General features: G+C 56.7%; 18 protein-coding genes and 1 pseudogene. 16 read left to right on the top strand and 3 right to left on the bottom strand.

Annotated features, from left to right (window positions below; genetic code table 11):
- Positions 1-107: 107 nt before the first annotated feature.
- From BLT55_RS08100 to BLT55_RS33425, 5 genes are all read left to right on the top strand, one after another.
- Positions 108-662, top strand: a complete 555-nt coding sequence (locus tag BLT55_RS08100) for a heteromeric transposase endonuclease subunit TnsA (RefSeq protein WP_044392676.1) — start codon at positions 108-110, stop codon at positions 660-662.
- Complete coding sequence (locus BLT55_RS08095; RefSeq protein WP_054999438.1) at positions 649-2,577, top strand: Mu transposase C-terminal domain-containing protein; 1,929 nt, start codon at positions 649-651, stop codon at positions 2,575-2,577. Before BLT55_RS08100 ends, BLT55_RS08095 begins: the two co-directional genes overlap by 14 nt.
- Complete coding sequence (locus BLT55_RS08090; RefSeq protein WP_011102975.1) at positions 2,574-3,464, top strand: TniB family NTP-binding protein; 891 nt, start codon at positions 2,574-2,576, stop codon at positions 3,462-3,464. The genes BLT55_RS08095 and BLT55_RS08090 overlap by 4 nt, the downstream gene beginning before the upstream one ends.
- Entirely contained in the window at positions 3,422-4,543 is a 1,122-nt protein-coding gene (locus BLT55_RS34725; protein ID WP_074800258.1) for a TniQ family protein, read from the top strand. Before BLT55_RS08090 ends, BLT55_RS34725 begins: the two co-directional genes overlap by 43 nt.
- Before the next feature lie 604 nt (positions 4,544-5,147).
- Entirely contained in the window at positions 5,148-5,975 is an 828-nt protein-coding gene (locus BLT55_RS33425) for a hypothetical protein (RefSeq protein WP_054999439.1), read from the top strand.
- Between the two features lie 160 nt (positions 5,976-6,135).
- Here the strand turns inward: BLT55_RS33425 and BLT55_RS08075 are convergent, their stop codons facing one another.
- Positions 6,136-6,465 (bottom strand): hypothetical protein, encoded by a 330-nt coding sequence (locus tag BLT55_RS08075; RefSeq protein WP_074800247.1) that lies wholly within the window; start codon positions 6,463-6,465, stop codon positions 6,136-6,138.
- Positions 6,466-6,506: 41 nt separating this feature from the next.
- Between BLT55_RS08075 and BLT55_RS08070 the strand changes: the two genes are divergently transcribed.
- Positions 6,507-7,931, top strand: coding sequence for an IS1182-like element ISPsy6 family transposase (locus tag BLT55_RS08070; protein WP_055001182.1), 1,425 nt, complete (start codon positions 6,507-6,509; stop codon positions 7,929-7,931).
- 75 nt (positions 7,932-8,006) lie between these two features.
- Here the strand turns inward: BLT55_RS08070 and BLT55_RS08065 are convergent, their stop codons facing one another.
- Positions 8,007-8,687, bottom strand: a complete 681-nt coding sequence (locus tag BLT55_RS08065; protein WP_244158998.1) for a hypothetical protein — start codon at positions 8,685-8,687, stop codon at positions 8,007-8,009.
- 29 nt (positions 8,688-8,716) lie between these two features.
- Between BLT55_RS08065 and BLT55_RS08060 the strand changes: the two genes are divergently transcribed.
- A complete protein-coding gene (locus BLT55_RS08060; RefSeq protein WP_007247761.1) occupies positions 8,717-9,694 on the top strand; it encodes an IS5 family transposase in 978 nt (325 codons plus the stop codon).
- Between the two features lie 197 nt (positions 9,695-9,891).
- Complete coding sequence (locus BLT55_RS08055; RefSeq protein ID WP_004663854.1) at positions 9,892-10,995, top strand: IS5-like element ISPsy19 family transposase; 1,104 nt, start codon at positions 9,892-9,894, stop codon at positions 10,993-10,995.
- Between the two features lie 938 nt (positions 10,996-11,933).
- On the opposite strand, the gene BLT55_RS08045 is transcribed toward BLT55_RS08055, so the two are convergent.
- Positions 11,934-12,911: an IS5 family transposase gene (locus BLT55_RS08045; protein WP_007247761.1), complete on the bottom strand. Its 978-nt coding sequence runs from the start codon at positions 12,909-12,911 to the stop codon at positions 11,934-11,936.
- Positions 12,912-13,005: 94 nt separating this feature from the next.
- Here BLT55_RS08045 and arnB point away from each other — a divergent pair, with 94 nt between their 5' ends.
- The 8 genes and pseudogenes from arnB (at position 13,006) to BLT55_RS08005 (ending at position 21,812) form a co-directional block, all read left to right on the top strand.
- The gene (gene arnB, locus BLT55_RS08040; RefSeq protein ID WP_055001495.1) at positions 13,006-14,154 is read left to right on the top strand and encodes a UDP-4-amino-4-deoxy-L-arabinose aminotransferase; all 1,149 of its coding nucleotides are present in this window, start codon (positions 13,006-13,008) and stop codon (positions 14,152-14,154) included.
- On the top strand, positions 14,151-15,155 hold the full coding sequence (arnC, locus tag BLT55_RS08035) for an undecaprenyl-phosphate 4-deoxy-4-formamido-L-arabinose transferase (RefSeq protein WP_055001494.1): 1,005 nt from the start codon (positions 14,151-14,153) through the stop codon (positions 15,153-15,155). The genes arnB and arnC overlap by 4 nt, the downstream gene beginning before the upstream one ends.
- Positions 15,152-17,144 (top strand): annotated as a pseudogene (arnA, locus tag BLT55_RS08030) (bifunctional UDP-4-amino-4-deoxy-L-arabinose formyltransferase/UDP-glucuronic acid oxidase ArnA). Before arnC ends, arnA begins: the two are co-directional and overlap by 4 nt.
- A complete protein-coding gene (arnD, locus tag BLT55_RS08025) occupies positions 17,144-18,025 on the top strand; it encodes a 4-deoxy-4-formamido-L-arabinose-phosphoundecaprenol deformylase (RefSeq protein ID WP_055001500.1) in 882 nt (293 codons plus the stop codon). Before arnA ends, arnD begins: the two are co-directional and overlap by 1 nt.
- Positions 18,022-19,674: a lipid IV(A) 4-amino-4-deoxy-L-arabinosyltransferase gene (arnT, locus tag BLT55_RS08020; protein ID WP_055001493.1), complete on the top strand. Its 1,653-nt coding sequence runs from the start codon at positions 18,022-18,024 to the stop codon at positions 19,672-19,674. Before arnD ends, arnT begins: the two co-directional genes overlap by 4 nt.
- Positions 19,671-20,009 (top strand): 4-amino-4-deoxy-L-arabinose-phosphoundecaprenol flippase subunit ArnE, encoded by a 339-nt coding sequence (gene arnE, locus BLT55_RS08015; protein WP_055001492.1) that lies wholly within the window; start codon positions 19,671-19,673, stop codon positions 20,007-20,009. The genes arnT and arnE overlap by 4 nt, the downstream gene beginning before the upstream one ends.
- Before the next feature lie 26 nt (positions 20,010-20,035).
- A complete protein-coding gene (arnF, locus tag BLT55_RS08010; RefSeq protein ID WP_055001491.1) occupies positions 20,036-20,440 on the top strand; it encodes a 4-amino-4-deoxy-L-arabinose-phosphoundecaprenol flippase subunit ArnF in 405 nt (134 codons plus the stop codon).
- Complete coding sequence (locus tag BLT55_RS08005; protein ID WP_055001490.1) at positions 20,418-21,812, top strand: UDP-glucose dehydrogenase family protein; 1,395 nt, start codon at positions 20,418-20,420, stop codon at positions 21,810-21,812. Before arnF ends, BLT55_RS08005 begins: the two co-directional genes overlap by 23 nt.
- Positions 21,813-21,874: the final 62 nt, after the last annotated feature.

The raw sequence follows: 21,874 nt of genomic DNA, 5'->3' as shown, positions 1-21,874 counted from the left end.
TCCGGAAGATCAAGCCGACTCGCCGTAGCATTTCAGGAGTGATGGCTTTCAAGGGGCTCGGTGGTGTTGCTTTCGAATCGTCGTTGGAAAGGGATTTTTTGAAACGGATGCGGTTCTCTCACCAGGTCGAGTCGGTTATCTCCCAACCGGTTGAGGTTCCTTTCACCGACTCTTTGGGCCGTCCCCAGATCTACACTCCTGATTACCTTGTTTTCTATCACCAGCAGCACCTGCCCTATTTCGGCGCAATGCAACCGCTGCTGGTGGAGGTCAAGCCGAGGGAGCAATGGGTAGAAAATTGGCGAGACTGGTCAGGTAAATGGAAGGAGGCTCGCCGGTTGGCCCGTAGCCAGGGGTGGCAGTTCCGCATTTATGATGAATCGCGCATTCGCGGTCTCCCGCTCGAAAACATTGTGTTCCTGGAACGTTTCGAGCGAATGATTTTTGAACAAGGCGACATCGTTGCTGTGTTGAAGACGCTGCGTGAGATGGAAGTCGCCCCAGTGCACTACCTTCTGGCACGGCACTTCAATGGTATTTTCCGTGACCGGGGCGTGTCGCTGCTTTGGCACTTGATCGCCACGCGTCAGGTCGACTGCGACATCACCGAACCTCTGAACCACGATCTCGAACTGTGGGTCCCCGATAATGAAACTGTATGAAGACGACACCAGCGAGCACCTGGTTCCGTTTGAACCTGCTCGGTCACGCGTTGCCATTGAAGTCGGCGCGATGGTGCGCCGGGACAAGGAAATTTACCGGATCGTTCAAATCCTAGATCTACAAACGGTGATCGGGACCGAGGTCGAGACGGGCCGCAGTGCGGCCCTTCAAATTATCGACCTCAGAGCTGTAGATCCGGAGAAACTGGACGGGCTGTACGTTAACCACGATATCAGCAGCATCAGTTCGGATGCCTGGGCTATAGCGCAAAAGCGCTATTCCGCGATTCTGCCTTTATTGGGCAACACGGTGTTGTCCAAAGAGACAGTGGCAGCGCGTGCGAAGGCCACCGGGATCAGCCCGGCAACCCTTTATCGTTGGCTGGATCGTTACAGTCGATGGAATGAGGTTCTGGCTCTTGTTCCGCGCAAGCGCGGTTGGCGCGAGGGCAGCACACGTCTTTCTGTCGAAGGAGAAAAGCTCGTACAGGACGTGCTGGATGATTACTACCTGACGGTGCAGAGGTACACGGTTCAGTCCACGATTTCGGAGATTGAGCGCAGAGCGCGAGCGCTCGATATCCAGCCTCCTGGCGCATCTGCTATCAGGGCGCGGATTAGGCAGATTCCCGAGGTGGTGAAGCTTCGTCGGCGTGGTTATGCCGAGCAGGCGAACAACAGACACACTCCTTCAGTCGGACAGTTTCCGGATGAGGGCTATCCGCTGGCCGTTGTGCAGATCGACCATACCCCGGTCAACCTCATTGTGGTGGACGAACGACATCGTAAGCCAATTGGCCGGCCTTGGCTCACCCTCGCCATCGACGTCTACTCCTGCATGATCGTTGGTTACTACTTGGCGTTCGAGGCGCCTTCCGAGACATCTGTGGCGATGTGCATCGCACATTCAATACTTCCCAAGGAGGCTTGGCTGGCTGCTCACGACATTCGTGGTGAATGGCCTGTTTGGGGGTTTCCACGAACAATTCATACTGACAACGGTGCTGACTTCCGGGCGCAGAACATCGTGGATTCCTGTAAGAACTACGGGATAGACAGCGTCTTCCGGCCATCCAAAGTTCCAAAATACGGTGGTCGAATTGAGCGGGTGCTTGGCACTTTCATGAGAATGGTGCATGAGCTGCCAGGCACTACCTTCAGTAACCCTCAGGAACGCGAGGGCTATGATTCGGATGCTAAAGCCGTTCTCACGATGGCGGAATTCGAGGTATGGCTGGTTCGATCAATTTTGAAGTACCACCAGACCTATCACAAAAAGATCCACATGAGCCCTGCTCGCAAGTGGCAGTTGGCGTTCTTCGGCAATCGGGAGGTTGATCCTCTGGTCAGTGTGCCGGCGCGGCCCACCGATCCTTTGGCTGTCCAGTTGGATTTCCTACCATCGGTTCGCAGGACTGTGCAGACGTACGGTGTGCAGTGGGATCTGTTCTACTATTCCGAAGCGCTGCGTCATTGGATCAATCAAAAGGATCCCGCGACCGGGAAGGCAATCAAGTTGCTCTTCAGGCGTGACCCGAGGGATGTCAGCGTCATTTGGTTCTATGACCCTGTTCTGAAGCAGTATTTTCGCGTACCGGCCTCATACCAGGCATTCCCTGCGGTGACGCTTTGGGAATATCACGCTGCCAAGGATAAAGCTGTCAGCGAAGGGCGGGGGAACATTGACGATGCATTGATCGCCGAGTACGCCGTCGAAAACCGAAAGCTAGTCGAGGAGGCTTCTGCGACCAGCAAGAGAGCTCGCAAAGACGCTCAGAAGAGTCGTACCCACAGCAAGAAAGGTACACCGGCCCAACCCACAAAGCCCGTAGCCAAGCTGGTGCTGGATCTCGTGCAGGAGGATTCTGACCTGCTTATGCTTTCGGAAGTCGAATCGACAGGTGAAGTCGAATGAGCACATACGACCACATCCATCCTGATTTTCGACCAGTGTTGCAGTTGAGCGACCGGGAACGGATCCTCTTCATAGGAGAGGAACGTTGGATAGGTTATGCATTGGCTCGCACAATCCTCGACACGCTCAATGATCTGATTGTCATGCCCAAGCGAGCCCGCATGCCTAATTTGCTGATCGTGGGGGATTCCAATAACGGTAAGACGACCGTTATCAGGCGATTTCAGAAAACGCATGGCGAAGGGTACGTCGACGAAAATGATGATCCGGTCCGCCCCCTGATTTTGGCAGAGGCCCCATCGACTGCTGACGAGAAGGCGCTGTATGTGGCTCTTTTGGAACAGCTATGGATGCCTTACAGGATCACGGATACCAAGTTGGCGTTGCGCTACCAGGTTATTCACTCCTTCCGCGAGCTTAAGGTCAGAATGCTGATCATTGATGAGTTCCATTCATTGCTCACAGGCTCTGCAATCAAGCAGCGTGAGGTGATGAACGCTTTGAAGTCCCTCTGCAACGAGCTGGTGATTCCAATCATTGGTGTTGGAACCACGGATGCTGTTCGCATCCTCCATCATGATCCACAACATGCCAGTCGCTTCGATGTTATCAAGCTCGATCAATGGAAGCTCGATCCCGAATTTCAGCGCATGCTCAAAGGCTTTGAGTCGATACTGCCTTTGAAAAAGCCTTCTGGGCTGGCACATCCAGACAAGGCTCGGCGTGTACACGCGATTTCCGGCGGTAACCTTGGGAATGTACACCGGCTTCTGATGGAGTGCTCGAAGCAGGCCATAGTCTCCGGCAAGGAATGCATTGACATAGAACTCATCGAGAGCATGTCATGGTTGCGTCCTACTCGTGGCATCCGGGAGCAGTCTCTGTAAACCCGGTCTGGCCTCTTAGTAAACCGCTGCTTACGGACGAGCTTCTGACTTCCTGGATTATCAGGATGGCTCTGGCTCACGGCTGCTCACCAGCAGCGTTGACAGCAATCGCATGGCCTGGCACTAGGGCTTGGGCAAGTGATTTGGATCGATCTGTTTCAGTGAGTAGGCTTGCGGTTCTGAGTAAGCAGTCGGGTGTGCCCTGCGCAAGCTTGCAGTCTGCTACCCTCAAAAATGTTATGACTTCGATTGTGCGTCAGCCGCACAGATTACTGCGCGCAAGCTGGCCTTGGCTGACGGTACTGGGTTGTCGAGGCGGTCATCATAGCGGAGGGCTGCAATGCTGCCCGGATTGCATTGCGCAATCCAATTCACGTTTTTTCATCCAGTGGCGTTTGGCCTGGCATACCTGCTGCCCTATACATGGGGTGCAGTTGATTGAGCGGTGCGGGCATTGTCTGGCGCCTATGCAACCGGAGCTGCTGAGAGCCGGTGCTTCGCTCAGTGATTGCTACAGGTGCGGTGCTGCGCTAAGCGATGGCGCTCGGTGCGACGCTGCAGAAGCTGCGCTGGCTTTCCAGATATACGTGGACGAAAACATTGGCCGCTGGCCCTTGTACGGCTCATCGCCACTCGACTTTCGCGATTGGTTAACTGTTGCACGAACTTTGGTGAGCTTTGCTCAGGCAGCAGTGCGTCGCCATAGCGCTGCGGCTGAAAGATTCTTCGAATCACTAGGTATACCGCTTGAGTCCCTTCAACCGATTCCGTTGGGGTTGCCCCTTGAATACCTGTCTCCCGCTGAGCGCTCTGTCCTGCTCAGCATCGTGTGGGTGATAATGTCAGCCGGGCCACAAAGATTTATCGAAGCGGCACGGCATGAGTCACTTCCAGCCTCGACGCTGCATTTACCCACCAGTGGTTCTCCTCCAGTTTTGCTGGATCTGGTCGCCGCATTGCAGTCGCCCAGGCATCATCTGGTGAGCGGTGTTGACCGTGAACATCCCAGTAGCCCCGCGCAAACGCTGCGTATGTGGTTGCGACTGAAACGAAAGGTCAGACGACGTGGTATCCGTTGAACATTTGGCTCGCTGTGAATGCGACGGCTGCGGCCGTGCCATTGAGCAGCCTAAGAGGATTTACCAAGAAAAGCGCTATTGCGGCAACTGCTACCCGCGGCTGTTCAAGCGTCGACTATGTCCTGCCTGTGGCAATTTCGCCAGACTCCCGACATTCGATAAGACCGCTCGCTGCAGTGCCTGTTTAAGACGCGGTTCTTGTGCCCGATGCAACAAAGTCGATTTTAAGATAGGGCGGATCACCCCCTATGGGCCTGTATGCAAACCCTGCGCAGTGCACTTTCGTGAACCGGCAATCTGTGACGCCTGTGGAACGCTTTCTCAGCGAACAGCGAGGAACTCGCTGACCGGCAGATTGCTCTGCCCAAAATGCAGCGGCCCTGCTGCCGAAACCTGTCCTGATTGCCGGCGCCATCGCGTACTGATTTCGGAACTTGATGGTCGCAAGCGCTGCAAGGTATGCATTGAGCAGGGTGTGCTTGCGTGCGCGACTTGTGGTGTCAGCACACCAGCCGGGCGAGGCAAGGAATGTGAGAGGTGCTATTGGGAGCGAACCTTCCAAAAGCGCCTGGCAATCAATACCAGCGGTTTAAGCGTGCTATCTATGGCGCAGCGATTTGAGCGTTTCGGAAACTGGGTTTTGCTTGAGCTCGGACCCAAGGCTGCGGCCTTGAAAATCAACACCTATTACAAGTTCTTTAAAGAGCTCGAAAACGTCTGGCAGGGTGTGCCTCAGTACTCTCAGCTGCTGCGGCATTTCTCAGCCGAAGGATTGCGCCGTTCTCGTGTGCCGATGAGCTGGCTGAGCGAGTTCGACGGATTAGTGGTGTGCGAACAAGCCCGTGAGGAGGATTCGGAGCACCGACGTGTGCAGGGCATCATGGAGCAACCCCGAGAGTCTTGGCCTCAGCAGTTGATCACTGGTTATCACCGTATGTTGCAAAGTCGGCTGGCGGCCGGTGACATCAGTTTACGGTCCATCAGGCTCGCCTTGCGATCTGCTTCTGACCTTCTGGATCATTCGCGACTGAAGGCTGCCGCCATGATTGACCAGAAAGTACTCGACGGCTATTGGCGTAAGTCGCCGGGGCATGTGGCAAGTGTCACGGGGTTCGTCGGGTACTTGAATCAGGTCTACAACGCAGGGCTGAACTCTCGCCCGGATCCGAGGTGGGCAAGGCAACAGAAACAAGCGAAGCGCGAGAGAGAGCTTGTCGAATTGCTGCCACAACGCGACGAGACTAGCGATTTTGAGTCACGATGGATCGTTAAAGCCTTGGCTTATTTCCATGGGATTGGCAGGGTCAGTCGCAAGGGGCTGGTATATACGCCGGCAACCTACCAGGGGACTGCTGGATTCAACATCGAATGCTCACAAAGGGGGCTCTGGGTGCCATCAGCGAGCACCTATGAGCGAACCATAGAAGAATGATGGTGAGTCATGGAGGCTGACCTGCTGTTTGCTTTCGACCTGACTGCCACGTGGAGATTTACAGGCATGGCGGTCTTCCTTGGAAAAAGCTTGCTGAAACCTCAATCCTCTCGCGCTTGACCACCGCGGGACACTAGTGGTGACGGGACAGAGATCCAGGTTAGCTGAGCGTGATCCCAAGCTCGCTGAATTTGTTGATGAGGATGCTCCGGTAAAGAATTTCTTTATCGTGTTTGCCGTGGTTGAAGGTGACGTAGTCTGCTGGGTAGAGCTTGTTGAGCTTGCTGAACACCCCTCTGTAGCCAACGATTCTTCGGCACAGCTCGTTGACGAAATTTTTGAACGCCTCTTCATTTTCGCTGAATTTCATCAACAGTCCGGCAGATCCGGGGGGTATTTCACCTTTTTTGCCGTCCTTGCGCTGAACCTCGACGCAAAAATAGTTGCCCTTCAGACTGTGTGAAAACCTAGCAATCTGCGCAGCGCTCAAAGAAAATGCTCCGTATCGAAAGATACAGAGCATTTTTCGTTATGGCCTACATCCAAGGTGAGTCCCGCAGCCAGACCAGCCTATTCCCGGTCTCGCTGGAAGAGTTGATCCCCGAGGATCACCTCGTTCGTGTCATTGACCTGTACGTTGCCAGGCTCGATCTGGTGCAACTGGGCTTCGATAAAGCGATTCCAAAAAGCACGGGGCGCCCTGCTTATGATCCCGCCGATCAGCTAAAACTCTACCTCTACGGCTATTTTCAGCGGATTCGCTCATCGCGACGTCTTGAAGCCGAGTGTCAGCGCAACATCGAAGTGATGTGGCTGATCAACCGGCTCAAGCCCGACTTCAAGACCATCGCCGATTTTCGCAAGAACAATAAACCCGCCTTCATCGCGACCTGCCGTGCTTTCGTTCGGTTTTGTCGCACGGCAGGCTTGATCGCCGGTGAGTTGGTGGCCATCGACGGCAGCAAGTTTCAGGCGGTCGCATCCTCACGGCGTCATGTGAATTTGAAGCAGCTCAAGCGCCAGGAAGAAAAACTGGATAAGCGCATCGCTCAGTATCTGGCCGAGCTGGATGAGGCCGACAAGGCTGAAACCACAGATTCAATTGATCGCAGCGCAATCAAGGTAGCCCTGGCACAGCTTGAGGCTCGACAACAGGATAATCAGAGTTGCCAGGCACTGATGCGTTCGATGGGCATCGAGCAGTTCAACACCCATGAAAGCGATGCCCGAATGATGCGCACGGCCAAAGGGCCACGTGTGGCCTACAACGTGCAAACCGTCGTGGACGCCGAGCATTGCCTGATTTTGCATCATGAGGTCACCCAAGATGGCGATGACCGAAAGCAACTGGAGCCGATGGCCAAGGCCGCCAAAGCAGAGTTACAGCAAGATGATCTGACGGTCACTGCCGATGCCGGCTACTCCAATGGCAAGCAGTTTCAGGCCTGCGAGGATGCTTCGATTACGGCCTATGTACCGCCCAATCGTTCGAAAAACCCTGGCAGTCAGGAAGAGCAGCTCTTTGAGCGAAAAGACTTTATCTATGAGACCGGACACGATCGTTTCCAGTGTCCGGCAGGCAAATGGTTAACGCTAAAACAGCACAACAAAGGTGATCGGATCTATCAGGCTGAGGTCGATGACTGCGCCAACTGCGCGCTGAAAACGCAATGCACTCGAGCCCGGCGCCGTTATGTCTCACGACATGCCCATGAAGAGGCTTTCGAGCGGATGGAGCAAAGAATGCAGGCGCATCCTGAGATGATGGCCAACCGAAGATCCATCGTTGAGCACCCCTTCGGCAACCTCAAGCAATGGCTATTTGGTAATGGCCGTTTCTTGCTGCGACAACTGGAGGGTACAAAAGCTGAAATGGCCTTGGCGGTGAATGCCTATAACCTGAAACGAGCGATTAAAGTGCTCGGTGTGCGCCATCTGATGGCTTTGATGGGCTGAGCGGACATTTTTTTCGTCTGCTGCCAATACAAAAAAAACGCCCCGAACAAGTCGGGGCGTTTGCTTGGGCCTTCATCAGTGTGTTTTCACACAGTCTGCCTTGATGGTTTTGATGCGCACGATCAGTATGCCTCGTCGCAGTCCAGCGCTCCGGTCCAGATACAGCCAGGACCGCACATCTGATGGCAGATCCTCTTCATTTTCGACCGCGAGTTCAACAATACCGAGGGGCGGCTTACTGCTGAATCGCGCCACGGGTGTGTACCAGTCCACGCGCAGAATCTGTTTCGGATTTTCAGCGCCAATCGACTTGAGCGCTTTCCAGATGTCCATGAAAAAGCCTTGGGTTTCGAGCACCACGTCGAGCGCAGCCTCATGCTCCTCATCCGATACCGTCTCTAACTTGCCAACTTGCTTTCCACTTCCCGTGCCGGTACCTGCGGAAACTCCATCTGCCTCAGGTGGTGCTGGCCCAAGGCGGCTTTTGTTGGCCTTCACCACGGATTTTGTTTTCTTCACTGGGCGCTTTGCGCCGAGTACTTTAAAAGGCGCCGCTTTCGCCTCATAGATTTCGGCATGCCGATCCGGCTCAACCGTGGATCGTTCTTGGAGAAACTCTTCGAGAGCGGCGCTTTTGATTGGGCGTGGCAGCACGAGCCTTCCCAAGCCATCCACACCTTCGCTGCTGTCGAACTTTAGGGAGGCGCTGCAAAAATAGCCAACTGTCCCCACCCTTGGCACACTAAGTTCCTTCAACAGCCTCCCTCTCCGTGAGCGTTACGCGCGTGCAGAAGACCTTCTCCGAACTCGAATATACCGGCAAGAAAAAGCAGACTCGCCGAGATCGCTTCCTGGCTGACCTTGAACAGTTGGTGCCCTGGGCCCTGCTGGAGGCGCAAGTGGCGCCGTTTTATAGCAACACCGCAGGCAAGCGCGGACGCCCTGCGATAGGGGTGTCGCGCATGTTGCGCATGTACGTCGTGCAGCAGTGTTTCGGTTTCTCCGATGAAGGTTGCGAAGATGCCGTCTACGACAGCCAGGCCATCCGCGGTTTTATGGGTATCGACCTGGGTCGCGAGTCTGCACCGGATGCCACCACCTTGCTGCGTTTTCGCCGCTTGCTGGAAGTCCATCAGCTAACCCGGCTGCTGTTTGAAACGATTAACCAGCATCTGGCCAGCCGGGGGCTGCTGCTCAAGGAAGGCACTATCGTCGACGCTACTCTGATCGCCGCGCCGCCCTCGGTCAAGAACCGAGAAGGCAAGCGTGATCCTGAGATGCATCAGGCCAGGAAAGGCAATCAATGGCACTTTGGGATGAAGGCCCACATTGGTGTAGACGCCACGTCGGGGCTGGTGCACAGCGTAGTAGGGACGGCCGCTAACGTGGCGGATGTCACCCAGGTTGGCCAGTTGCTTCACGGTGACGAAACCTATGTTTCGGGTGACGCTGGATACACCGGTGCGGCCAAGCGACCGGAGCATGCTGAACGGGACGTTATCTGGTCGATTGCAGAACGGCCAAGCAGTTACAAGCAGCACGGCGAAGGCAGCGTGCTGTATCGGGTCAAGCGCAAAATTGAATATGCCAAGGCGCAACTGCGTGCCAAGGTCGAGCACCCCTTCCAGGTAATCAAGGTGCGCTTCAATCATCGCAAGGTTCGCTACCGTGGGCTGGAAAAGAATACAGCGCAGTTGTTCAGTTTGTTTGGGTTGGCCAATCTGATGCTGGCCAAGCGGTATTTACAACAGACGGCAGGATAAATCCGTCTGAAAGGCGGGACTGGCCCGCCTTTCAGCAAAATGAGGGCAGAAATCTGCTCGAGAAACGTAAAATAAGGCCGGCAGGTTGAAAAAAACCGGCTTGGAAATGGGGACGGTGCGAACGGGTTAATTGTTCAGCGTCTCCTTAGAGGGTGTAGACAAAATAAATTAAACTTTCACTCCCTTGCCCTCAAGCCATGCCTAAAACCGGACGTCCTCGCTCGATTGCCGCCGAGCACTATCCCGTGCTGGTGAAACTCGCTCATGCACAGCCCTATTCCAGCCAGGCCGAATTGGCGCTCGTATTCTTCGCCGAAACCGGTATCACTGCGCATCCCGACACCTTTGCAAAAGCGTTGAAAATGGCAGGGATTACGCGTGTAAAGCAGCGGGCCAAGGGAAGTTTTCAGTCACCTGAACCTAATAAAGCCTATGGCTACAATGAAACCCACCGCCGCCAACTGCCGGAGCAGCTATATCCGAGTTGCTTGACAGATACCGAGTGGGCACTGGTCGCCGACCTGTTTGAAAGCCAGGGCGGACGAGGAGTGCCACCGCTTCACTCTCGGCGCACGTTGCTGGAAGCCTGTTGCTATGTCGTACGCACGGGGTGCTCATGGCGAATGCTACCCCGCGATTTTCCTCATTGGGACAATGTCTACAAAACGTTCCGCCGGTGGAGCGCTCAAGGCAAGTTCGAGCAAATGCATGATCGCTTGCGAGCTCAATGGCGTGAGCGGGAAGAACGCGCTGACAGCCCGTCAGCAGCGATCCTGGATTCACAGTCGACCCGCAGTTCTCCTCAAGGCGGTGACAGCGGCTACGACGCAGGCAAAAAAGTGAAGGGGCGTAAACGAAGTCTGATTGTCGATACATTGGGCCTGCTGCTGGCTGTCAGTATCAGTGCTGCAAGCGTGCAGGATCGTGACGCGGCGGATGATGCGGTGGCGTACTCGAAGGAAAAATATCCGTCACTGAGCACGCTTTTTGTTGATAGTGCGTACGCAGGAAAATGGGCACAGCGCACCCATCAACTGCACGCTATCGATGTTCAAGTGATCCGTGGCCCGAATAACAGAAGAACAGGGCAATGGCACTCTGAACAAGGCGATCTATTTTCCGTGGAGCCTGTTCAGACTGGATTTGTGGTCATGCCCAAGCGATGGGTAGTGGAGCGAACTCATGCCTGGAATGAGAGAGCTCGGCGACTGATCATGCATCATGATCGCCTTTTTGCGGTAAGCGAGGCATGGGTTTGGTTGGCCGAGGCTCGAATACTCGCGCGCCGACTCACTACATGATTTTGTCTACACCCTCTTAGGGAGGCGCTGATTTATTCGATTTTTCGTCCCTGCAACGCTCTGGAGGCCTTGATTTATCTGGGGGCAACAGCTGGGTTTTAGAATAAATCAGCGTCTCCTTAGCTTCTGAAATTCAACTTCCGGACCTTTGGGCATGTTCGTTCCCATAAGATCCAAGCACAAAAACGTTTTCCCGCCATTCAGCCATTTACCCCGGGCGAGGATTTCACCAGGGCCTTCGAGCCAGGGTCGGCATTCGAGGAGTATGGGCTTGCCCGGTGACTGGGAAATAAACTGCGAATTCACTCTCTTTACAGCGCTGGTTGTGCGTGGGTCATAAAGTATATGAGCCAGAAACACCGCATCGAAGAAACGCATTCTCGGGCCGGGGCGAACCAGCCAGACTGGCAGATTACGTTCTGCTACCGGGTTCTGAAAAAGAACGTTAGAAACATCGCTCCAGCGCAAATTGGCTAAAGCCCTGCAAATCTCCATGTTTCTGGCATAGGCACGTACAAAGTATTCGGTGCACGGGATCAGCAGATTGCGACCATCATCGAGCGAGAAGTTGAGAAGTTGAGAAGTTTGCAGCGATCGTCGTTTCCCAAGATTAGCGGATACTCCTCATCTGCAAAGAGGTGCCCTTGACCTGAAGCGATGAGCGCTCTGCGTGAGGTAGTCCGCCACTTCCCTGCATTGAAGTTGACCGCAAGCCTCTCGGTGTCGAGCTCGGTGTCAGAAATGCAGCGACCATTGCGCCAAATGGTGCCGACCCTGTAATGGGGAAGGCTAGGGAGACGCTGAACAATTAACCCGTTCGCACCGTCCCCATTTCCAAGCCGGTTTTTTTCAACCTGCCGGCCTTATTTTACGTTTCTCGAGCAGATTTCTGCCCTCATTTTGCTGAAAGGCGGGCCAGTCCCGCCTTTCAGACGGATTTATCCTGCCGTCTGTTGTAAATACCGCTTGGCCAGCATCAGATTGGCCAACCCAAACAAACTGAACAACTGCGCTGTATTCTTTTCCAGCCCACGGTAGCGAACCTTGCGATGATTGAAGCGCACCTTGATTACCTGGAAGGGGTGCTCGACCTTGGCACGCAGTTGCGCCTTGGCATATTCAATTTTGCGCTTGACCCGATACAGCACGCTGCCTTCGCCGTGCTGCTTGTAACTGCTTGGCCGTTCTGCAATCGACCAGATAACGTCCCGTTCAGCATGCTCCGGTCGCTTGGCCGCACCGGTGTATCCAGCGTCACCCGAAACATAGGTTTCGTCACCGTGAAGCAACTGGCCAACCTGGGTGACATCCGCCACGTTAGCGGCCGTCCCTACTACGCTGTGCACCAGCCCCGACGTGGCGTCTACACCAATGTGGGCCTTCATCCCAAAGTGCCATTGATTGCCTTTCCTGGCCTGATGCATCTCAGGATCACGCTTGCCTTCTCGGTTCTTGACCGAGGGCGGCGCGGCGATCAGAGTAGCGTCGACGATAGTGCCTTCCTTGAGCAGCAGCCCCCGGCTGGCCAGATGCTGGTTAATCGTTTCAAACAGCAGCCGGGTTAGCTGATGGACTTCCAGCAAGCGGCGAAAACGCAGCAAGGTGGTGGCATCCGGTGCAGACTCGCGACCCAGGTCGATACCCATAAAACCGCGGATGGCCTGGCTGTCGTAGACGGCATCTTCGCAACCTTCATCGGAGAAACCGAAACACTGCTGCACGACGTACATGCGCAACATGCGCGACACCCCTATCGCAGGGCGTCCGCGCTTGCCTGCGGTGTTGCTATAAAACGGCGCCACTTGCGCCTCCAGCAGGGCCCAGGGCACCAACTGTTCAAGGTCAGCCAGGAAGCGATCTCGGCGAGTCTGCTTTTTCTTGCCGGTATATTCGAGTTCGGAGAAGGTCTTCTGCACGCGCGTAACGCTCACGGAGAGGGAGGCTGTTGAAGGAACTTAGTGTGCCAAGGGTGGGGACAGTTGGCTATTTTTGCAGCGCCTCCCTAGCGACATGAGCGAAGCTTTTCTGGCTTTTTCGCGCCCTTCCATGAGCGATGAAGAAATTGCCGCGGTCACTCGCGTGCTGCGCTCCGGCTGGATCACCACCGGGCCTGAATGTCAGAAACTGGAAGAGCAATTCGCTGAACGGGTGGGTGCCCGGCATGCTGTTGCGCTGTCTTCGGCCACCGGAGCGATGCATGTCGCGCTGCTTGCGCTCGGTATCGGCCCCGGTGATGAGGTGATTACGCCGTCGCAAACCTGGGTGTCGACGGCAAACATGATCTGTCTGCTGGGTGCCACTCCTGTGTTCGTCGATGTAGATCGCGACACTCTGATGACCAGCGCAGCGCAGATCGAACACGCCATAACCCCGCGTACCAAAGCTATCGTTCCGGTTCACTACGCTGGCGCGGCGTTCGATCTTGATCCGCTTTATACGCTGGCCGAGCGGCACGGGATTGCGGTGATTGAGGACGCCGCCCACGCCGTTGGCACCGGTTACAAAGGCCGTCCGATCGGAAGCCATGGCACGGCGATTTTCTCGTTTCACGCGATCAAAAACATGACCTGTGCCGAAGGCGCAATGTTGGTAACCCACGACCCACAGTTGGCAGATCGCGTTCGGCAGCTGAAGTTTCACGGTTTAGGTGTCGATGCGTACGACCGTCTGACACTGGGCAGAAAACCCCAGGCCGAGGTCATCGAACCTGGCTTCAAATACAACCTGGCAGACCTTAATGCCAGTATTGCGCGGGTGCAGTTGCAACGTCTGGATGCAATCAACGCCAAACGCCAGATGCTTGCCCGACATTACCTTCAGCGTCTCGCCGAGAGCGCTGTTCTGCCCCTCGCCCTGCCCCGTTACGCGCAACAACACGCCTGGCACCTGTTCATTTTGCGCATCGATCCCGAGCGCTGCGGGCTGGATCGCGATGCGTTCATGAAAGCCTTGCAGGCGCGAAACATCGGCACTGGCATCCATTTCATCGCAACGCACCTGCACAGCTACTACCGCAAGCGATTTCCGGATGTTCGTTTGCCTGATACCGAATGGAATTCGTCGCGGCTTTGCTCCATTCCGCTGTTCCCCGACATGACCCTCGATGATGTCGAGCGGGTGGTCTGTGCCATTGAATCCATTCTGGAAACCCGCCAGTGAAACCTTACCCAATCAACTGTGTGTCGGTCGTCATTCCGGTTTACAACGAGCAGCAAAGTTTGCCGGAGCTACTGCGAAGGACCGAAGCGGCCTGCGCACAGCTGAGTCACGCGTACGAAATCGTCCTGGTGGATGATGGCAGCCGTGACGACTCGGCGGAGATTCTGCAGCACGCAGCCGAGCGGAGCGGCAGCCCTTTTGTTGCGGTGATCCTGAACCGCAACTACGGTCAGCACGCCGCGATCATGGCCGGGTTCGAGCAATGCAGCGGTGGCGTGGTGATCACCCTCGACGCTGACCTGCAAAATCCTCCCGAGGAAATCCCCCGTCTGGTAGCGCTTGCCGAGCAAGGATATGACGTAGTCGGCACTGTGCGCAGCAATCGGCAGGACTCGGCCTGGCGGCGCTGGCCATCGAAACTCATCAACCTGGCTGTGCAGCGCTCTACCGGCGTGGCCATGAACGATTACGGCTGCATGCTCAGGGCCTACCGCCGAACGATCGTCGACGCGATGCTGGCCTGCCGGGAGCGCAGCACCTTCATCCCGATTCTGGCCAACAGCTTCGCGCGGCATACGACCGAAGTGTTGGTCGAGCATGCCGAACGTGAGCACGGCGACTCCAAATACAGCCCGATGCGGCTGGTCAATCTGATGTTTGACCTTATCACCTGCATGACCACCACGCCTCTGCGGTTACTGAGCATTATCGGCTTCAGCATGGCGCTCCTGGGTGGCCTGTTCGCCGTCTTGCTGATCGTCCTGCGGCTGATGTTCGGGGCATCCTGGGCCGGTGATGGCACCTTCGTGCTGTTCGCCGTGCTGTTTGTCTTTACCGGCGGACAATTCATCGGCATGGGTTTGCTGGGCGAATACCTCGGCCGGATGTACAGCGATGTCCGTGCGCGTCCGCGTTTCTTCATCGAGAAAGTCGTGCGCAGTTCGTCCGAGACTGCCACCGACAGCGTTGTAACTCCCCATATGAACAGGGTTGCGCCATGAGCACTAAAGTGGTCGTTTTTGCTTATCACGATATTGGTTGCGCGGGTCTGCAAGCATTAGCTGGACGCGGATTACGAAATCGCTGCGGTATTCACGCATGCCGATGACCCAGAGGAAAAAACCTTCTTTGGCTCTGTGGCGCAACTGTGTGCCCGGCATGATATTCCGGTGCATGCGCCCGAAGACCCCAACCATCCGCTGTGGATAGAACGTGTCAGTAAACTGGCCCCGGATTTCATCTTTTCCTTCTATTACCGCGCGCTTCTGAGTGAACCTCTGCTGGCCTGCGCAAAAAGAGGCGCGTTCAATCTGCACGGCTCGCTGTTGCCGCGCTATCGCGGTCGGGCACCGGTCAACTGGGTGCTGGTCAACGGCGAAACCGAAACCGGTGTGACCTTGCACAAGATGGTCAAACGCGCCGACGCGGGCCCCGTTTTCGCTCAGCAACGCATCTCGATCAGCGCCACTGACACTGCTTTGACGCTTCACGGCAAGTTGCGTGAAGCCGCCATCGCGCTGCTTTCGGACGCCTTGCCTTCACTCGCCCGGGATCAGCTGTCAGGCACGCCTCAGGACGAGTCTCTGGCAACCTGTTTCGGCCGGCGCACTCCGGCTGACGGTCTGATCGACTGGTCACTTCCGGCGGCTCGCCTGTACGACCTGATTCGCGCGGTCACACAGCCCTACCCCGGCGCGTTTTTCCCGGTGGGCGATCACAAGCTGATCATCTGGGCCGCCCGTGTCGAACCGTCGAATAACGGTGCCGCGCCGGGCACGGTCATCAGCCACGACCCGTTACGCATCGCGTGTGGTGAGGGTTCGCTGATCATCCATGCCGGACAACGCGGCAATGAAGGCTTGTACCTCAGCGGCGCGCAACTGGCCCGCGAGTTCGGCCTGGTACAAGGTTCGCAGCTGCGCGACGCGAAGATGCAGCGCCCGGTTCGGCGTACGCGTGTGTTGATTCTGGGCGTCAACGGCTTCATCGGCAATCATTTGTCGGAACGGCTGTTGCAGGACGACCGTTACGAAATCTACGGTATGGACATCGGCTCGGATGCCATAGAGCGCTTGCGCGCCAAGCCGAACTTTCACTTCATTGAAGGCGACATCAGCATCCATACCGAGTGGATCGAATACCACATCAAGAAATGCGACGTGGTCCTGCCGCTGGTGGCGATTGCGACACCCATTGAGTACACCCGCAATCCCCTTCGCGTATTCGAGCTGGATTTTGAAGAAAATCTGAAAATCGTTCGCTGCTGCGTTAAATACAACAAGCGCGTGATCTTCCCGTCGACGTCCGAAGTGTATGGCATGTGCCAGGACGCAAGCTTTAACGAAGACACGTCGAACCTGGTGGTCGGCCCGATCAACAAACAGCGCTGGATCTATTCGGTTTCCAAGCAGTTGCTGGACCGCGTGATCTGGGCGTATGGGCAGAAAGGCCTGCAATTCACCCTGTTTCGGCCGTTCAACTGGATGGGCCCGCGTCTGGACCGGCTGGATTCTGCACGCATTGGCAGTTCCCGGGCGATCACCCAATTGATTCTGCATCTGGTAGAAGGCACACCGATTCGACTGGCGGATGGCGGCGCCCAGAAGCGCTGTTTCACCGATGTAGCCGACGGTATCGAGGCACTGGCGCGAATCATTGAAAATCGCGATGGGCGCTGTAATGGTCAGATTATCAACATCGGAAATCCGGACAACGAAGCCAGTATTCGCCAATTGGGTGAGGAATTGCTGCGTCAGTTCGAGGCCCATCCGCTGCGCGATAACTTCCCTCCCTTTGCCGGCTTTCGCGACGTCGAAAGTCAGTCGTTCTACGGCAAGGGCTATCAGGACGTCAGCCACCGCAAACCTGGCATCGATAATGCGCGTCAGTTGATTGGCTGGGCCCCGGGCATTGCGCTGAGCGAAACCATCGGCAAAACACTGGATTTCTTCCTCCGGGAAGCCATGGCTGAAAAAGCGGATCAGTGCTGATGCAGGCAGGCCTGAGAATCGATGTCGACACCTATCGTGGTACCCGGGAAGGCGTGCCACGGCTGTTGGACATGCTCGACGAAGCGCAGGTCAAGGCAACGTTCTTTTTCAGCGTCGGCCCCGACAACATGGGCCGTCATCTATGGCGCCTCGCGCGTCCCCGGTTTTTCTGGAAGATGATCAGGTCGCGCGCGGCCAGTCTGTATGGCTGGGACATTTTGCTGGCGGGCACTGCCTGGCCAGGCAGGCCGATTGGTCGTGATCTGGGGCCACTGATACGCCGCGCACGCGATGCCGGGCACGAGATCGGGCTGCATGCCTGGGATCATTACCGCTGGCAAGCCAACGCCGGGCGCTGGAGCAACGCACAGTTGAGCGAACAGCTACGCCTCGGTCTGGACTGCCTGAGCACTATTCTGGATTGCCCGGTCACCTGCTCCGCGGCTGCAGGCTGGCGCGCCGATGAGCATGTCGTGCGCGCCAAACAGCCTTTCAACCTGCGTTACAACAGTGACTGTCGCGGCACTTCGCTGTTCCGCCCCCTACTGGCCGATGGCAGTCTGGGCACGCCGCAGATTCCGGTGGATCTGCCAACCTTCGACGAAGTAACCGGGCCGCACCTCAAGGTGGAAACTTTCAACGACTTCATCCTGGCGCGTTTCGCTGAGCAGAACCTCAACATCTACACCATCCATGCCGAAGTCGAAGGCATTGTCATGGCCGACGCGTTCCGGCGGTTGTTAGAGCAGGCCAATGCCCGAGGCATTCATTTCAATCCGTTGGGCGATTTGCTGCCTGAATCCATCGAACAACTGCCTGCCGGACAGATTATTCGTGGCACCATCGCCGGTCGCGAGGGCTGGCTGGGCGTGCAGCGATGAACGGCAGCAGAACGCTTCATATCGCGCTGTTGCTACTGGCCTTTGCCCTCGTCTGCCTTGTACCGCTCGGTTTTCATGGCTTGTGGATTCCCGATGAAACCCGCTATGCACAGATCAGTCAGGAAATCCTCCACCGTGGCGATTGGGTCGTACCTCACTTCATGGGCCTGCGCTACTTCGAAAAACCGGCTGCCGGCTACTGGTTCATCGCCCTGGGGCAGGCGGTTTTCGGGGAGAACCTGTTCGGTGTACGGATCGCGTCGGCGCTAAGCACCGGCTTGAGCGTCGCACTCGCCTACTGGCTGGCCGAAAAAATGTGGAACGACCCGCGCAAGAGCATTGCCAGCGCGCTGTTGTTCATGAGTTTTGCTTTTGTGGCCGGCCAGGCGGGTTACAGCAACCTTGATCCGCAGTTCACGCTGTGGACCAACCTGACACTGGCAGCGTTCTGGCATGCCAGTCACCGTGTCGGTCGAGCCCGCCTCACAGCCTGGGCCTTGATCGGCGTGGCCTGCGGCATGGGATTTTTGACCAAGGGTTTACTCGCCTGGGTGCTGCCGGCAATCGTTGTTGTGCCCTACATGATCTGGCAACGACGCCTGACGGAGTTATTCCGGTTCGGCCCGCTCGCGGTGGTCATCGCCGTCGCAGTCAGCCTGCCCTGGGCATTGGCGGTGCATGTCCAGGAGCCCGACTACTGGCGCTATTTCTTCTGGCACGAGCACATCCATCGCTTCGCCGCGGAGAACGCTCAGCACGCCGAACCCTGGTGGTTCTATGCGCCGCTGCTGATCGCGGCCTGCGTGCCGTGGACGCTATTGCTGCCAGTTACATTCAAGCAGATATGGCTTCAGAGACACCGAACTGATACGGCCTTTCTGGCGCTGTGGTTGCTGGTACCGCTGGCATTTTTGAGCCTGAGCAAGGGCAAGCTGCCGACCTATCTATTGCCCTGTCTGTTGCCGTTGGCGCTGTTAATGGCCGATGTCCTGGTCCAGCGTCTTGAGCATCGCCGCGTTACCGCGCTGCGTGCGAACGGGCTATTCAATGTGGCCGCAGCTGTCGTCGGGCTGGCAACGTTGCTGTATCTGCAATCGAAACACGCCGTGTATGAAGATGAACCGCTGCATCTGTTACTGGCAATCGCACTACTTGGCGGATGGATTCTTGCCAACGCCCTCCAGGTCGTACGACCCTTGACCCTCTGGGCCTTGCCCGCTGCGGGTAGCGGATTGCTGATCGCACTGCTGCCAGCGGCGTTGCCCAATGCCGTGGTGTACAACAAAACACCCGATTCATTCATCGCCAGGCATCAGGCGGAGTTGGCAGACAGCACGTCTCTGCTGAGTAACGACTTGGGTGCGGCCTCGGCGCTAGCCTGGCAACTGAAGCGGCCAGACGTTACGTTTTTCAATACCTGGGGCGAACTTGAGTACGGACTTGGTTATCCCGACGTCGAAAAGCGAGAAGTCCGCCTTCAGGATATAGACGAATGGATGACCAGGGCCCGACGTGAAGGTCAGGTCGGCGTGATCATGCGCGGCAAAAGTGACGACGAACTGCGTGAACTCGAGTCATTGCCCAGCGATTGTAAGCGCTACGACGAAGGCAATCTGGTCATTCTCATCTACGAACAGTCAGCGCCATGACCTGGTTGATGCTTGCAGCCACGTGCCTGCTCACCTGCGTGGGGCAGATTGCACAGAAATACACGGCAGAACGCTGGAAAAGCGCAGGCGTGCTCGCGGCCCTTCGTTCCGCCTGGTTGTGGCTGGCCGTAACTTGCCTGGCATTGGGGCTGCTGAGCTGGCTGGTGGTCTTGCAGCGAATGGACGTCGGCATTGCTTACCCGATGCTGGGCATCAACTTCGTGCTGATCACTCTGGTGGGGCACTTTCTTTTCAGCGAGCCCGTAGACGCGCGGCACTGGACAGGGGTAGCGCTGATCATTATCGGCGTCTTTCTGCTGGGGTATCAGGCGTGAGCCGTCGCCAAGGCATACGCCGGGCGATGACCAGCGTTGCACTGGTCAGTTCGGCACAACTGGGCATGCGTTGGGGCATGAGCCGCCTGCCCTCGCCCGGCCAGTGGCTCGATATGCAGATCTGGAGCCAGATCGATGCAAGCGCCGTCGCGGTAATTGGCGCCTCGATGATGGCCTATGCACTTTCCATGTTCGCCTGGCTGCTGGCGCTTCGCGACCTGTCGCTGAGCCGTGCCTATTCGCTGCTCAGCCTCAGCTATGCGCTGGTGTATGCGCTGGCCACCCTCCTGCCATTTTTCCACGAGACGTTCACGGTATCGAAAACTGTCGGTGTCACGCTGATCGTGGCAGGTGTCTTGATTATCAACCTACGGCGCAATCCGGGCCACCAACTTCAGGATGTTTCCCATGAAAATCAGCGTTTTCGGTAGTGGATATGTTGGCCTGGTACAAGCGACCGTGCTTGCCGAGGTGGGCCACGACGTGGTCTGCATGGACATCGATCCAGTAAAGATCGAGCAACTGCGTCAGGGTCAGGTGCACATTTACGAACCGGGGCTGGCGAACCTGGTGCGTGAAAACCTGGATCACGAACGCCTGCACTTCACCACCGACGAACACGTCGCCGTGGAACACGCGGAAGTGCTGTTCATCGCCGTCGGCACGCCCTCCCGAGCCGATGGATCGGCCGATCTGAGCGGTTTTTTTGCGGTTGGCGATGCGATTGCGAGGCATCGCCGCGAACCGCTGATCATCGTCGAAAAGTCCACTGTGCCGGTCGGCAGCGGCGACGCCCTGCGCGCACACATTGACAAGGCCCTGCGCCAGGCCGGTCGTCTGCTGCAGTTCGATATCGTGTCCAACCCGGAATTTCTCAAAGAGGGTTCGGCGGTCAATGACTGCCGGCGTCCGGACCGAATCGTCATAGGCTGCGAAAACGAGGCGGTGCAGAAAGTCATGCGCGAACTGTATGCGCCGTTCAACCGCAACCATGACCGCATCATGTTCATGGACCTGCGCAGCGCCGAGCTGACCAAGTACGCCGCCAACTGCATGCTGGCGACCAAGATCAGCTTCATCAACCAGATAGCCGAACTGGCGGAACACCTCGGCGCGGACGTCGAATCCGTCAGGCTGGGAATTGGTGCCGACTCACGCATCGGCTACGATTTCATCTACCCTGGTTGCGGCTACGGCGGCTCGTGTTTTGGCAAGGATATCCGCGCGCTGATCCACAGCGCGAAAGAAGCCAACTGCTCCAACGACCTGCTGTCGGTGGTCGAGGCCATCAACGAACGGCAGAAGAGCAAACTGTTCGAGCGGGTCAATGCCTTCTATCAGGGCGATCTGCGCGGCAAGACCTTTGCGTTGTGGGGTCTGGCGTTCAAGCCAAACACCGATGACATGCGCGATGCGCCCAGCCGGGTGCTGATGGAAGCACTCTGGCAGGCCGGTGCCACGGTCAGGGCATTTGACCCAGAAGCCATGCAGGAGACCCAGCGTATTTATGGCCATCGCAAGGATCTGATTCTAATGGGCACGCCGGAATCGGCGCTCGACGAGGCCGATGCATTGATCATCTGCACCGAGTGGCAGCAGTTCAAGGCTCCGGATTTCGAGCTGATCCAGCAGCGCCTGGGCGCAGCGGTCATCTTCGACGGTCGAAACCTGTATGACACCGAACGGCTTGCGAAACACGGTTTTCACTACTTTCCCATCGGCCGGGGTGAATCCTGTGATTTGCCGATTCCACAGAAGCAGTGGACTGCTTTCCAACCCGTGGCCGGCGTCCAGCATCTATAAGCTTTTTCCCTGCGTACCTGATGCTGTAGCCGGGCAGCTCAGGGTGCATTGTTCGCGTCCTC

Origin of the sequence: Pseudomonas cannabina (genome assembly GCF_900100365.1) — a bacterium.
GTDB lineage: Bacteria > Pseudomonadota > Gammaproteobacteria > Pseudomonadales > Pseudomonadaceae > Aquipseudomonas > Aquipseudomonas cannabina.
The sequence above is the reverse complement of the archived record's forward strand: the minus strand, read 5'-3'. Positions and strand labels throughout refer to the sequence as shown.

Coding starts and splice junctions, on each gene's coding strand:
- BLT55_RS08055 (WP_004663854.1), top strand. CDS start 9,892: ATGCCTAAAACCGGACGTCCTCGCTCGATTGCCGCCGAGCACTATCCC.
- arnF (WP_055001491.1), top strand. CDS start 20,036: ATGACCAGCGTTGCACTGGTCAGTTCGGCACAACTGGGCATGCGTTGG.
- arnD (WP_055001500.1), top strand. CDS start 17,144: ATGCAGGCAGGCCTGAGAATCGATGTCGACACCTATCGTGGTACCCGG.
- BLT55_RS08070 (WP_055001182.1), top strand. CDS start 6,507: ATGGCCTACATCCAAGGTGAGTCCCGCAGCCAGACCAGCCTATTCCCG.
- BLT55_RS08005 (WP_055001490.1), top strand. CDS start 20,418: ATGAAAATCAGCGTTTTCGGTAGTGGATATGTTGGCCTGGTACAAGCG.
- arnE (WP_055001492.1), top strand. CDS start 19,671: ATGACCTGGTTGATGCTTGCAGCCACGTGCCTGCTCACCTGCGTGGGG.
- arnT (WP_055001493.1), top strand. CDS start 18,022: ATGAACGGCAGCAGAACGCTTCATATCGCGCTGTTGCTACTGGCCTTT.
- BLT55_RS08095 (WP_054999438.1), top strand. CDS start 649: ATGAAACTGTATGAAGACGACACCAGCGAGCACCTGGTTCCGTTTGAA.
- BLT55_RS08090 (WP_011102975.1), top strand. CDS start 2,574: ATGAGCACATACGACCACATCCATCCTGATTTTCGACCAGTGTTGCAG.
- BLT55_RS33425 (WP_054999439.1), top strand. CDS start 5,148: ATGGCGCAGCGATTTGAGCGTTTCGGAAACTGGGTTTTGCTTGAGCTC.
- BLT55_RS34725 (WP_074800258.1), top strand. CDS start 3,422: ATGGTTGCGTCCTACTCGTGGCATCCGGGAGCAGTCTCTGTAAACCCG.
- arnB (WP_055001495.1), top strand. CDS start 13,006: ATGAGCGAAGCTTTTCTGGCTTTTTCGCGCCCTTCCATGAGCGATGAA.
- BLT55_RS08100 (WP_044392676.1), top strand. CDS start 108: ATGCGGTTCTCTCACCAGGTCGAGTCGGTTATCTCCCAACCGGTTGAG.